The sequence below is a fragment of the Pseudomonas sp. LLC-1 genome (assembly GCF_002992185.1).
Taxonomy (GTDB): domain Bacteria; phylum Pseudomonadota; class Gammaproteobacteria; order Pseudomonadales; family Pseudomonadaceae; genus Aquipseudomonas; species Aquipseudomonas monteilii.
The window spans coordinates 67,536-79,907 of the sequence record NZ_LUVY01000023.1; the positions used below are offsets into that span (position 1 = coordinate 67,536).

Sequence of the window (12,372 nt, forward strand, 5' to 3'; positions counted from 1 at the left end):
TTTATTTAATGGATCCATTAGAGCCATTCTCTTCATGCGCGGTCAATGATTTGTGCTATGATTTGCAAGGTTTTGGGCGATTATCGGATTTTTGTGGATCCACTAATAAAAATTTCGATCATGGCTCGGGATTGAGCAGGGTGGTTTAATGCCTGGGAAACGGCCTGAACCTGCTATTCCTAAACAAACCCCACAACCCACCAAGGCCCCTCGATGCTTGCCATCGAACAGCTCCACAAATCGTTCCCCACCCCCCAAGGCCCGCTGCCTGTGCTGCAGGGCGTCAACCTGAGCCTGGCACGCGGCAGCAGCCTGGCATTGATGGGCGAATCGGGCAGCGGCAAGAGCACCTTGCTGCACCTGGTTGCCGGCCTGGACCGCGCCGACTGTGGCCGGATCCTGATTGACGGCACGCCGCTCGACAGCCGTTCAGAGGCATCGTTGGCGCAGTGGCGGCGGCAGGGCATTGGCCTGGTGTTCCAGCAATACAATTTGATCAGCAGCCTGGACGTGGCGACGAACCTTGCATTCCAGGCAAGGCTTGCCGGCCGGCATGACCCGCAATGGGTGGCCTACCTGGCAGAACGCCTGGGCCTGGCAGGTTTGCTGGCGCGCTACCCGGAACAGTTGTCTGGCGGCCAGCAACAGCGGGTTGCCATTGGCCGTGCGCTGGCCGGGCGCCCGGCGTGGCTGCTGGCCGACGAGCCTACCGGCAGCCTTGACGAAGCCTGCAGCGACGAGGTGCTGAACCTGCTGCTGCAACTGGTCGCCGAGGCCGGCAGTGGTGTGCTGATGGTGACCCATAGCCCGCGGCTGGCGGCACGCTTGCAGCAGCGTTGCTACCTGCAGGCCGGCCGCGTTCAGCCAGAGCACGGGTGATGAGGCTTTTGTCGCTGGCCCTGTTGGCGTTGCTCAGCCATTGGCGGCGCCATCGGGTGCAGTTTGTCAGTATCTTCACCGGGCTGTGGCTGGCCACGGCCTTGTGGACGGGCGTACAGGCACTGAACAGCCAGGCCCGCAGCGACTATGCCCGGGCCAGTGCCGTGCTGGCCGGGCCGATGCAGGCGCAGTTTGTACCGCGCAAGGGTGAGCATTTCGACCAGGGGCTGTACGTGCAGTTGCGCAAGCAGGGGTGGCAGGTGACGCCCGTGCTGGAAGGGCGTTTGCGCTTGTCTGGTGAGCCTGTGCGCAGTGTGCGGCTGATTGGCATCGATCCATTGAGCCTGCCGCCGACCAGCAGCATTGCCGGCGTGCAGCCCCAGGCATTCGACCTGCAGGCATTCATCGGCACACCCGGGCAAGCCTGGGTAGGGCCAGATACGTTGCGCCAACTGGGCGCAGGTCCAAGGCACGACAGCGAAGGGCAACCGCTTCCCCCCGTGGTTCTGCAACCTGAGCTGGCGCCCGGGATAATGGTCGTCGACATCGGCCATGCCCAACGCCTGCTGCACGCACCCGGGCAGTTGTCGCGGTTGCTGGTGGCCGGCAAGCCAGGGCCGTTGCCTGCTGATATCGCGGCCCTGCTCGAACTGCAACCTCAGCAGGACGACGGCGGATTGCAGCGGCTGACCGACAGTTTTCACCTTAACCTGACCGCCCTTGGCCTGCTGGCGTTCGTTGTTGGCCTGTTCATCGCCCACGCCGCCATCGGCCTGGCGCTGGAGCAGCGGCGAGGCCTGATACGTAACCTGCGCGCCTGTGGGGTCAGCTTGAACACGTTGCTGTGTGCATTGGTATTGGAGCTGGGCCTGTTCGCACTGCTGGGCGGGCTGGCGGGTGTGGCCAGTGGGTATGCACTGGCCGCGTGGTTGTTGCCTGATGTGGCTGCCAGCTTGCGCGGCCTCTACGGCGCCCAGGTGGCCGGCACGCTGAGCCTGCCTGCAGGGTGGTGGCTGGCGGGTGTACTGGTGAGTGTGCTGGGGGCATTGCTGGCAGGGGTGAGCAGCGTGTTGCGTGCAGCCCGGCTGCCATTGCTGGCGCTGGTGCAGCCTCAGGCCTGGCGGCTGGCACAGGGGTTGTGGTCAAGGCGCCAGGCGTGCGCAGCAGGCTTGCTGTTGTTGCTGGCCTTGGGGTTTGGCGTGCTGGGTAACAGCCTGGCGTGCGCCTTTGCCATGCTGGCCGGGCTGTTGCTGGCGTCGGCACTCCTGTTGCCCGCCTTGCTCGACGACGGGCTTGGCGGGTTGACGCGGTTTTGTCGGCGGCCCCTGGCGCAATGGTTCGTGGCCGACAGCCGCCAGCAACTGCCGGCCCTGAGCCTGGCGCTTATGGCGTTGTTGCTGGCGCTGGCGGCCAGTGTCGGCGTGGGTAGCATGACCGAAGGCTTTCGCAAGACGTTCGTTGGCTGGCTGGACATGCGTCTGTCTGCCGATCTGTATGTCACCCCCCGGGATACCGAACAAGGGTTGCAAATGGCCGAATGGCTCGGCCAGCAATCTGCCGTCATCGCGGTGCTGCCTGGCTGGCGTGTTGAAACCCGGTTGCAGGGGTGGCCAGTGCAGGTCCAGGGTATCGTCGATCACCCCCTCTACCTCAAACGTTGGCCGTTGCTTGAACAGCAGCCGCGCGCCTGGGAGCAACTGTCCAGCGGGCAGGCCGTGATGCTCAGTGAACAATTGGCCAGGCGCTTGAAGCTGCACGTGGGGGACCGCCTTGCGCTGTCTTCGCAGGCCATGACGGTGGTCGGGGTCTATGCCGACTACGGCAACCCCAAGGGCCATGTGCTGGTGAATGCCGGCTGGTTGCGTTCGCATTGGCCAGAGGCGACGCTGACGGGGTTGAGTGTTGACCTGCACGCCGACCAAGTGCCCGTCACCAAGGCGGCGTTGCAACAGCACTTCGCCCTGGACGACAGCCGTGTGGTGGAGCAGGCACGCCTGAAAAGCTGGTCTACCGAGGTGGTCAACCGCACCTTCGCCGCCACCGCCGCACTCAACAGCCTCACCCTGGGTGTGGCCGGGGTGGCGTTGTTCATCAACCTGCTGACGTTGGGCCAAACCCGGCTCGGCCAGCTGGCACCGCTGTGGGCGCTGGGCGTGCAACGCAGGCAACTGGTGTGGTTGAGCCTGGGGCAAACGCTGATGCTAAGCAGTTTCACGGTACTGTTGGCCATTCCGCTGGGGGTGTTGCTGGCATGGTGCCTGGTGGCGGTCGTCAATGTGCAGGCGTTCGGCTGGCGTTTGCCGCTCTACGTGTTCCCTGCGCAACTGCTGCAACTGGCTGTGCTGGGCCTGTTGACCAGCCTGCTGGCCAGCGCCTGGCCGCTGTGGCAACTGGCGCGCCGCCAGCCCCGCGAACTGTTGAGGCCGTTTGCCGATGAAGCGTAGTGCGTGGTTGTTGCTGTGCGGCCTGCTGTGCGCTTGTGATCAACCGGCGCCACAAGGCTATGCCGGGCTTGGGCAGCAGGCGGTCGGGTTCAGCCAGGTAACCCGCGGGTATCACTTGGCGTTCCCCCGTGACCACGGCCCTCACGAAGGATTTCGCATCGAGTGGTGGTATGTCACTGCCAATCTCAAGGACGCCCAGGGGCGCGACTGGGGCGCGCAGTGGACGCTGTTCCGCTCGGCACTGCGCCCCGGCCCGGAAACCGCAGACTGGAACAGCCCGAACCTGTGGATGGGGCACGTGGCTTTGACCGGCCCGGGTGGGCATCAGTCTGGCGAAACCCTGGCACGCGGTGGTATCGGCCAGGCCGGTGTGCAGGCCCAGCCGTTTCGGGCGTGGATCAATGAATGGGCATTGCAGGGCAACGGTGGCATCGAAAGCCTGCGGATGAGCGGCGGTGGTGCAGCGTTCCGCTACGACTTGCGCTTGCACAGTGACCGGCCCTTGGTGCTGCACGGCGATCAGGGTTACAGCGAAAAATCCGGCAAGGGGCAGGCTTCCTATTATTACAGCCAGCCTTTTTACCGCGTGCAGGGGGAGGTGGAACGTGACGGCCTGTGCATTGCTGTTACTGGTCAGGCCTGGCTGGACCGGGAATGGAGCAGCCAGCCGCTGGCGGCCGGGCAGACTGGGTGGGACTGGTTTTCCCTGCATCTGGACAGCGGTGCCAAGCTGATGCTGTTCCAGGTGCGCGAGGCGCAGGGTGAGGCCTATCGCGCTGGTACTTGGGTTGGCCCAAAGGGTGAAGTGATTGCACTGCAAGGAGCGCAGGTTCAGCTGCAGCCCCTTGCCTGGGCCGAGCAGAAGAATGGCAAGCAGATACCGATACGCTGGCGGGTGCAGGTGCCGGAGCATGAGGTGGATATACAGGTTGATGCAGTGGAGCCGCAGGCCTGGATGGATACACGATTCCCGTATTGGGAAGGGCCGGTGCGGTTGACGGGGAGTGCGGGTGGGCGCGGGTATCTGGAGATGACCGGCTATTAGCGATCCTGCAATTGGGGCTGCTTTGCAGCCCATCGCCGGCAAGCCAGCTCCCACAGGTACTGCACATGGCTTGAAGGCGCTACGATCGAGGTGGGAGCTGGCTTGCCGGCGATGGGCCGCACCGCGGCCCCAGGCTTTTAATCCTTGATCAGCCCCCGTAAAACAGTCCGCGCTTCTTCAGTACGCAAACACTCGATAAACAACCGGCTCTCCCGCGCTACCGTCGCCTCCAGCTCGGCCCGCTGGCTGTCCTTGAGCAGCCGCTTGCTGATACGCAGCGCCGCCTGCGGGTAGCCTTGCAGCTGCCGCGCCAGCGTGCGTGCTGCGGCCAGGCATTGTTCGCCATCCTCATGCAGCTCGTTGGCCAACCCCCAGGCCACCAACTGTTCGCCATTCAGCAACTCGTTGCCCAGCAGCAAGCGGGCCGCACGGGCCTGGCCAAGCAAGCGAGGCAGCAGCAGGCTGGAGCCAAACTCCGGGCACACACCCAGTGGCGCGAACGGCATGCGCAGTTTGGTCGAACGGCTGACAAGCACCTGGTCGCAATGCAACAGCAAGGTGGCACCAATGCCGATGGCCGCGCCACTGACTGCCGCGATCAGCGGCTTGTCCAGGCCCATCACCACCCGCATCAGGCGAAATACCGGGCTGTCCAGATCACCGGGCGGGTTGTCGAGAAAGTCGCGCAGGTCGTTGCCCGCGGTGAAGCACTGCGGCCCACCGGTGATGATGATTGCCTCCACGCCCGGGTCTTCACTGGCCGCCAACAGCAGGTCGCCCAGCCGCTGGTACATGGCCGTATTCAGTGCGTTGAGCTTGTCGGGGCGGTTGAAGGCCAGGGTCAGCAGGCCCTGGTCCAGGTCGCGTGTGATCAGGTCGTTCATGGCAGCCGCTTTTGTTGTTGTGGGCAGGAGAGCCAAGGGTTTATCACGCACGCCGGCTTGTTGTACAGTCGTTCAGTCCAGCCCCAGAACCGAGAGCCGCCCATGAACCAGGAAGCCCGCTACCACCGCATGCTGCCGGAATTGCGCAAAGCCAACCTGGTCGAAGCGACCCTGGTGTGCCTCAAGCGCCATGGCTTCCAGGGGGCTTCGATCCGCAAGATCTCGGCCGAGGCCGGGGTTTCGGTAGGGCTGATCAGCCACCACTACGCCGGCAAGGACGAACTGGTGGCCGAGGCCTACCTGGCGGTTACCGGGCGGGTGATGGGCCTGTTGCGTGAGGCCATGGCCCAGGCCGCGCCCAATGCCCGCGAGCGGTTGTCGGCGTTTTTCCGCGCTTCGTTCTGCGCAGAGTTGCTCGACCCGCAACTGCTTGACGCCTGGCTGGCGTTCTGGGGCGCGGTCAAGACAGCTGATGCAATCAACCAGGTGCACGACCATTCCTATGGCGAGTACCGTAAGGAGCTGAGCCAGCTGCTGGCCTCGCTCGCCGGGGACGAGGGCTGGCAGGGCTTCGATGCCGACCTCGCCGCCATCAGCCTCAGCGCCCTGCTGGACGGCCTGTGGCTGGAGTCGGGGCTCAACCCCGGCACCTTCACGCCCGAGCAGGGCGTGATTATCTGCGAAGCCTGGGTCGATGGCCTGCAAGCCGGTGGTCGGCGCCGTTTCAGCCTGCCCGAGGGCTGTTGATCGCCTGTTCAGTAACGAGTACGCTGCTGGCGCGAGTGTGTAGAACAACACCAATAAAAAGAGACGACACGCAATGACGCCTCGGGTATTGATCGTCGATGACGATCCGCTTATTCGTGACTTGCTGCAGGCCTATCTTTCCCAGGAAGGCTACGACGTACACTGCGCTGATACGGCAGAAAAAGCCGAAGCCCTGCTCGGCAGCCAGGATGTCGACCTGGTGCTGCTGGATATCCGCCTGCCCGGCAAGGACGGCCTCACCCTGACCCGCGAGCTGCGGGTGCGCTCGGAGGTGGGCATCATCCTCATCACAGGGCGCAACGACGACATCGACCGTATCGTCGGCCTGGAATGCGGCGCCGATGACTACGTGATCAAACCGCTCAACCCCCGTGAGCTGGTGTCCCGCGCCAAAAACCTGATCCGCCGCGTACGCCATGCTCGCGAAGTGCACCCCGTGCCTGCCTGTGCGCAGTCGCTGAAGCAGTTTGCCGACTGGGCGCTGGACACCGACCGCCGCCGCCTGATTGACGCGCGCGGGGGGCAAACCCTGCTCACCCACGGTGAATTCCAGTTGCTCAGCGTGTTTCTGCGCAACAGCGGCCATACCCTCAGCCGTGATCAGTTGATGGACCAGATTCGCAACCGTGAGTGGGTGCCCAACGACCGCTCCATCGACGTGCTGGTCGGCCGCTTGCGGCGCAAGCTGCACGATGACCCGGCCGAGCCGCAATTGATCATCACCATCCACGGCACCGGCTACCTGTTCACTGCCAGCGTGGCAGCATGACCCTCCGCGCCTTGGGGGTGGCGCTGGTGATGCTCGCCGCGCAGGCCGGTGCGGCCGAGACGGTGCGCTATTGCGACTACCCGGTGTATCCGCCGATCTCCTGGAGCGATGGCCACCAGGTGCGCGGCCTGGCGCCGACCGTGGTGCGCGAGCTGTTCACCCGCATGGGCTACGACGTGCAGACGGTGGTGCTGGGCAACTGGAAGCGCTGCCTGATGGACGCCGCCGCTGGGCGGGTGGACGTGGTATTGGCCTACAACAGCGACCAGCGTGACCAGCGCATGCGTTTTTCCACCGAGCCGGTGGTACGCGAAGAAGTGGCGGTGTTCTACAACCGCCTTCGGCCGGTTCGGTTCCAGCGCTTGGAGGACCTTGCGGGCTACCGTGGCGGCCTGCTGTACGGTGAAAGCTACGGCGCCGAATTCGACCGCTTCGTGGCCCGCCACCAGAACATCGAGCGGGTGTCTTCCAGCCAGCAGAACTTCGGCAAGCTGATCCGTGGGCGCATCGATTATGTGATCCAGGAGCGGCGCACCGGCCAACTGTTCATCGAGCACCTGCCTGGGGCGCAGGATATCCGCGTATTGCCCAGCGCCCTGAGCGTGGACTACCTGCGCGTTGCGGTGTCGCGCCGATCACCCCTGAGCCGGCACATGGACGAAATCGACGCGCAGTTGCAGCGTATGAACCAGGCCGGAGAGATCGCGCGCTGGCTGGAGCAGAGTGAAGTCACCTACAGGGACATGATCAACCTGCCGGTGGATGCGCGATGATCCCGCTACGCGCCGACGGCCTGCTGCGCCGCCTGCTGTTGTTCATCCTGTTGTTCAGCCTGTGCTTCACCGTGCTGGCCAGCGGGGTGCAGCTGTACTTCGAGTACCGCCGCGAGATGCGCGACATTGACGCGCGCATGGCGCTGATCCGTGCTGGCTACCTGGCCAGCCTGGAGCGCAGCTTGTGGGACCTGGACGAGGCGCAACTGGACACCCAGCTGCGCGGCCTGGTGGACTTCTCCGATGTGGCCCGGGTGCGCCTGGTCAGCGACGACTTCCAACTGCTACGAGGGGCGGCCGAGCCCAAAGGGCCGCTGCGCGTCGAACGCTTCCCGCTCGACTTTCAGCCCCCTTCGGGGCCTGCCAGGCACCTGGGTGAGCTGGAAGTGACCATTGACCTGGGGGCCGTGCATCAGCGGCTGTATGCCACCGGCTTGACCAGCCTGCTGTGGATGGGCGTGTTTTTGTGCGGGTTGGCGGTGGCGCTGTCGGGGCTTTTCTACCGACTGGTCACCCGCCACCTGCAAGTGATGGCCGAGTTCGCTCGCCGTATTGGCGCCGGCCAGTGGCAGGAGCCGTTGCGCCTAGGCCGCCGCCCTTCATCGCGCCCGGATGAAATCGACACGGTGGCCAATGCCTTGGACGATATGCGCCGCGCCATCCTCAGCGACATCGAGCGCCGCGAGCGTGATCGGCTTGAGCTGCAGGACAAGCGCGACGAATTGCAGGCCATGGTCGAGCGGCGTACAGCCAGCCTGGCTCGGGCCAAGGACGAGGCCGAGGCTGCCAACCTGGCCAAGTCGCGCTTTCTGGCGACCATGAGCCATGAGCTGCGTACGCCGCTTAACGGCATTCTGGGCATGGCCGAATTGTTGCGCGGCGGGCGGCTGGAGTTGCCTGACCGTCAGCGCGTCGAGGCCTTGTACAAGGCCGGCGAGGGGCTGCTGGCGATTCTCAACGAAGTGCTGTATTTCGCCCGGCTCGAAGAAGGCGAGAGCCGGGCCGAGCTGGTGGGTTTTTCCTTGCGCCAATTGTGCCAGGAAGTGTTGACGCTGCTTGAGCCCATGGCCAAGGACAACGGCGACACGTTGCACCTGCATATCGATGAGCAGTTGGGCGAGTACCAGCACGGTGCCGAGCAGTACCTGCGCCAGGTGCTCAGCAACCTGCTGGCCAATGCCATCAAGTTCACCGAGCACGGCCAGGTGCAGCTTGGGGTGCGGGTGCTTGCCAGTAGCGAGCACGCGCAGCGCTTGCGGCTGTCGGTCAGTGACAATGGCATCGGCATCGAGCCCGCCGTGCAGGCGAAAATCTTCGACCGCTTCGTCCAGGCCAGCGAGGCCGTGGCCCGTCGCTATGGCGGCACCGGCCTGGGCCTGGCGATCTGCAAGCACCTGGTGGAAAAACTGGGCGGCAGCATCGGCCTGGACAGCGTGCCGGGGCAGGGCAGTTGCTTCTGGTTCGAGCTCGAAATGGCCCACGGGCAACCCGTGCCGGGCCGGTCACCCGCCATGCCGCCCATGCTCAGCCTGGATATCCTGGTGGTCGAAGACGTGGCACTGAACCGCGAGGTGGCGAGTGGGTTGCTACTGCGCGATGGCCATCGGGTGAGCTTTGCCGAAGACGCCGGGCAGGCTCTGCAGGTTTGCGCGCAACGGCGCTTCGACCTGATCCTGCTGGACGTACACTTGCCGGGCATGAGTGGAGTGGAACTGTGCCAGAGGCTGCGTGCCTCGCCCGGACCGAACCGCGCCAGCCGGATTCTGGCGCTGACGGCCGGGGTGCAACCGGGGCAGGTATCGGGTTATCTGGCGGCCGGCATGCACGGGGTACTGGCCAAGCCGTTGCGGTTGGAGACCCTGCGCAAGGCGTTGGCCGAAGTGGCGCCCAGCGAAGGGGTTGGCACTGACGCAGACATGGACTGGTCGCTGCTGGACACCCACCGTTCGCTGCTGGGTGAGCAGAAGCTGCAGGGCTTGCTGAAGGTGCTGCGCCAGTCACTGGAGCAGCACGCCACGGCACTGGCCGAGGCGCTGCTGGCCCAGGACAATACCGAGGTGCTGCACCTGGCCCATCGTTTGGCCGGCAGTTGCGACTCCCTGGGCTTTTCTGGCCTGGCGGCGCTATTGCGCTGCCTTGAAGAGGCGGCCCGGCAGCACGACGAACAGGCGTTGAAGGCGCTTGGCGAGCCATTGGCCAGCCAGCTCGGTCAGGCCCGCGCCACCCTGGAACAGCTGATCCAGGGCTGACGTACAAAAAACTTACGACTTTTTACATCTTCGATCCGTTCGTACAACGGCGCCTTACATCTGTTTCCAATAATCCATGGCAACCGTGCTGTACGCGGTCCATGAGGCTTACTGGAGACAAGAACAATGACATGCCCTAGTGCTCAGCCCTTCCTTCGCACCACACCGCGCACCGGCCGCAATGGCGAGGTGCACCATGACTGAGACCCACGAGAAGATCCAGCTCACCCGCGCACTGAAAAGCCGCCACATCTTCATGTTGTCGCTGGGCGGGGTGATCGGCACCGGCCTGTTCATGGGCTCGGGCGTGACCATCAACCAGGGCGGCCCGGTGGGCGCGATCCTGGCCTACCTGGTGGCGGGCTTGCTGATGTACCTGGTGATGGTCTGCCTGGGCGAGCTGTCGGTGCAGATGCCGGTGTCCGGCTCGTTCCAGGCCCACGCCACCAAGTTCATCGGCCCCGCCACCGGCTTCATGATCGGCTGGGTGTACTGGATGAGCTGGGCCACTACGGTGGGCCTGGAGTTCACCGCCGCCGGCATGCTGATGACCCGCTGGTTCCCCGAGGTGCCGATCTGGTACTGGTCGGCGCTGTTCGTGGTCGTGCTGTTCGGCCTCAACGCCTTGGCCACCCGCGCTTTTGGCGAGGCGGAGTACTGGTTCTCGGGCATCAAGGTGGCGACCATCCTCGGTTTCATTGTCATTGGCCTGTTGGTGATTTTTGGCGCCATCCCGCTGAGCAGCGGGGCACCGGCACCGATGCTGGACAACCTGGTGGGCGAGTCGCTGTTCCCACACGGCCTGTCGGCAGTCTTCGCCGTGATGATGACCGTGGTCTATGCCTTCCAGGGGTGTGAAATCATGGGGGTGGCCGCCGGTGAGACCGAGCACCCGGAAAAGAGCATCCCGCGGGCCGTGCGCAACGTGGTGTTCCGTGTGCTGATCTTTTATGTGCTGGCGATTGCCGTGCTGTCGGCCATCGTGCCGTACGAGCAGGCCGGCTTGATGGAAAGCCCGTTCGTGCAGGTGTTCGACATGGTCGGCATCCCTTACGCCGCCGACCTGATGAACTTCGTCATCCTTACCGCCATCCTGTCGGTGGGCAACTCCGGGCTGTATGCGTCCACGCGCATTCTGTGGGCCATGTCCAAGAGCGGCATGGCGCCGAAAAGCCTGTCGCCGCTGAGCAAGCGTGGTGTACCGCTGCGGGCGCTGAGCATCACCCTGTGCTTTGCGTTGATCTCGTTGATGACCAGCTTCATTGCCGCCGACACCCTGTTCATGGTGCTGATGGCGGTGAGCGGCATGTCCGGCACCGTGACCTGGATCGTCATTGCCCTGGCGCAATACCGCTTCCGCAAAGCCTACCTGCGTGAAGGTGGGCAACTGCAAGGCTTGAAGTACAGGGCGCCGCTGTACCCGTTGGTGCCGCTGCTGTGCATCACCTTGTGCAGTTCGCTGTTCGTGTTCCTGGCGCTGGATGAAACCCAGCGGCCGTCGCTGTACTGGGGCTTTGGCTTCATTGCCCTGTGCTATGCGGCGTATTTCTTCGTCAATCGTCGTCGGCAAGGGGCCTTGGCACCCAGCGCGCCTGGCGTCTGAACCGACAGCCCATGTCGCACACCCCCTGCAATCGCAGGGGGTGTGTAACGTCGAAAACCAAGTTGTGCGAAGTTGTAACAGCCCATCCCGCCTTGTTGAACACTCGTTTAGTATCTCCCTCGTCAGCCCCTCAAATAGACACAACAATACCGAGGCCCACATGACCACCCCGTCGTCGTCTCTGTTGAGCAAGGTCGAAGCCGGCGTTGCCTGGATCACCCTCAACCGCCCCGAGCAGCGCAACGCGCTGGATATCCCCACCCTCAAGCAGCTGCACGCCTTGCTCGACAGCCACAACGGCGACCCGGCCGTACGCGTGGTGGTATTGACCGGCAGCGGCCGCAGCTTCTGCGCCGGTGCCGACCTGGCCGAGTGGGCCGCCGCCGAGGCCGCAGGCACCCTGGAAACCTATGGCTGGACCGAAACCGCCCACGCCCTGATGTTGCGCTTGCACAGCCTCGACAAACCCACCCTCGCTGCCATCAACGGCACCGCCGTGGGCGGGGGCATGGACCTCAGCCTGTGCTGCGACCTGCGCATCGCCGCCGCCTCGGCGCGCTTCAAGGCCGGTTACACCAGCATGGGCTACAGCCCTGATGCCGGCGCCAGCTGGCACCTGCCTCGGCTGATCGGCAGCGAACAGGCCAAGCGCCTGTTGTTCCTCGATGAACTGTGGGGCGCCGAACGCGCCCTGGCAGCCGGGCTGGTCAGCGAAGTATGCCCTGACGAACAACTGCCCGCCGTAGCCGCCGAACTGGCCGGGCGCCTGGCCAACGGCCCGACTTTCGCCTACGCGCAAACCAAGCGGCTGATCCGCGACGGCGCCCGGCGCACCCTGGCCGAACAGCTGGAAGCCGAGCGCCATGCCGGCCTGCTGTGTGGCCGTAGCCAGGACGGCGCCGAGGCGCTGCAAGCCTCGGTTGAACGTCGCGCCCCCCGTTTCACCGGCCAGTAACCC

Annotated in this window: 10 protein-coding genes; 9 read left to right on the top strand and 1 reads right to left on the bottom strand. The window is 64.6% G+C overall.

Annotated elements, in window-relative coordinates:
• The first annotated feature begins 213 nt into the window (after window positions 1–213).
• The 3 genes from A0O30_RS25405 to A0O30_RS25415 are packed head-to-tail and all read left to right on the top strand — an operon-like array spanning window position 214 to window position 4,368.
• On the top strand, window positions 214–879 hold the full coding sequence (locus A0O30_RS25405; RefSeq protein ID WP_105948515.1) for an ABC transporter ATP-binding protein: 666 nt from the start codon (window positions 214–216) through the stop codon (window positions 877–879).
• On the top strand, window positions 879–3,323 hold the full coding sequence (locus A0O30_RS25410) for an FtsX-like permease family protein (RefSeq protein ID WP_105948516.1): 2,445 nt from the start codon (window positions 879–881) through the stop codon (window positions 3,321–3,323). Before A0O30_RS25405 ends, A0O30_RS25410 begins: the two co-directional genes overlap by 1 nt.
• Window positions 3,313–4,368, top strand: a complete 1,056-nt coding sequence (locus tag A0O30_RS25415; RefSeq protein WP_105948517.1) for a lipocalin-like domain-containing protein — start codon at window positions 3,313–3,315, stop codon at window positions 4,366–4,368. The genes A0O30_RS25410 and A0O30_RS25415 overlap by 11 nt, the downstream gene beginning before the upstream one ends.
• A 137-nt stretch (window positions 4,369–4,505) precedes the next feature.
• On the opposite strand, the gene A0O30_RS25420 is transcribed toward A0O30_RS25415, so the two are convergent.
• Window positions 4,506–5,252 (bottom strand): enoyl-CoA hydratase-related protein, encoded by a 747-nt coding sequence (locus A0O30_RS25420; RefSeq protein ID WP_105948518.1) that lies wholly within the window; start codon window positions 5,250–5,252, stop codon window positions 4,506–4,508.
• A gap of 102 nt (window positions 5,253–5,354) precedes the next feature.
• Here A0O30_RS25420 and A0O30_RS25425 point away from each other — a divergent pair, with 102 nt between their 5' ends.
• The 6 genes from A0O30_RS25425 (at window position 5,355) to A0O30_RS25450 (ending at window position 12,369) form a co-directional block, all read left to right on the top strand.
• The gene (locus A0O30_RS25425; protein ID WP_105948519.1) at window positions 5,355–5,999 is read left to right on the top strand and encodes a TetR family transcriptional regulator C-terminal domain-containing protein; all 645 of its coding nucleotides are present in this window, start codon (window positions 5,355–5,357) and stop codon (window positions 5,997–5,999) included.
• A gap of 73 nt (window positions 6,000–6,072) precedes the next feature.
• Window positions 6,073–6,789, top strand: coding sequence for a response regulator (locus A0O30_RS25430; protein ID WP_016715658.1), 717 nt, complete (start codon window positions 6,073–6,075; stop codon window positions 6,787–6,789).
• The gene (locus A0O30_RS25435; RefSeq protein WP_105948520.1) at window positions 6,786–7,562 is read left to right on the top strand and encodes an ABC transporter substrate-binding protein; all 777 of its coding nucleotides are present in this window, start codon (window positions 6,786–6,788) and stop codon (window positions 7,560–7,562) included. The genes A0O30_RS25430 and A0O30_RS25435 overlap by 4 nt, the downstream gene beginning before the upstream one ends.
• On the top strand, window positions 7,559–9,811 hold the full coding sequence (locus A0O30_RS25440; protein WP_105948521.1) for an ATP-binding protein: 2,253 nt from the start codon (window positions 7,559–7,561) through the stop codon (window positions 9,809–9,811). Before A0O30_RS25435 ends, A0O30_RS25440 begins: the two co-directional genes overlap by 4 nt.
• A 196-nt stretch (window positions 9,812–10,007) precedes the next feature.
• Complete coding sequence (locus tag A0O30_RS25445; RefSeq protein WP_105948522.1) at window positions 10,008–11,414, top strand: amino acid permease; 1,407 nt, start codon at window positions 10,008–10,010, stop codon at window positions 11,412–11,414.
• Between the two features lie 160 nt (window positions 11,415–11,574).
• Complete coding sequence (locus A0O30_RS25450) at window positions 11,575–12,369, top strand: enoyl-CoA hydratase/isomerase family protein (protein WP_105948523.1); 795 nt, start codon at window positions 11,575–11,577, stop codon at window positions 12,367–12,369.
• Window positions 12,370–12,372 lie beyond the last annotated feature (3 nt).

What these genes read in the sequence shown, in the direction of transcription:
- A0O30_RS25405 (WP_105948515.1), top strand. Translation starts at nt 214, where the DNA reads ATGCTTGCCATCGAACAGCTCCACAAATCGTTCCCCACCCCCCAAGGC.
- A0O30_RS25420 (WP_105948518.1), bottom strand. Translation starts at nt 5,252, where the DNA reads ATGAACGACCTGATCACACGCGACCTGGACCAGGGCCTGCTGACCCTG.
- A0O30_RS25425 (WP_105948519.1), top strand. Translation starts at nt 5,355, where the DNA reads ATGAACCAGGAAGCCCGCTACCACCGCATGCTGCCGGAATTGCGCAAA.
- A0O30_RS25445 (WP_105948522.1), top strand. Translation starts at nt 10,008, where the DNA reads ATGACTGAGACCCACGAGAAGATCCAGCTCACCCGCGCACTGAAAAGC.
- A0O30_RS25410 (WP_105948516.1), top strand. Translation starts at nt 879, where the DNA reads ATGAGGCTTTTGTCGCTGGCCCTGTTGGCGTTGCTCAGCCATTGGCGG.
- A0O30_RS25450 (WP_105948523.1), top strand. Translation starts at nt 11,575, where the DNA reads ATGACCACCCCGTCGTCGTCTCTGTTGAGCAAGGTCGAAGCCGGCGTT.
- A0O30_RS25435 (WP_105948520.1), top strand. Translation starts at nt 6,786, where the DNA reads ATGACCCTCCGCGCCTTGGGGGTGGCGCTGGTGATGCTCGCCGCGCAG.
- A0O30_RS25430 (WP_016715658.1), top strand. Translation starts at nt 6,073, where the DNA reads ATGACGCCTCGGGTATTGATCGTCGATGACGATCCGCTTATTCGTGAC.
- A0O30_RS25440 (WP_105948521.1), top strand. Translation starts at nt 7,559, where the DNA reads ATGATCCCGCTACGCGCCGACGGCCTGCTGCGCCGCCTGCTGTTGTTC.
- A0O30_RS25415 (WP_105948517.1), top strand. Translation starts at nt 3,313, where the DNA reads ATGAAGCGTAGTGCGTGGTTGTTGCTGTGCGGCCTGCTGTGCGCTTGT.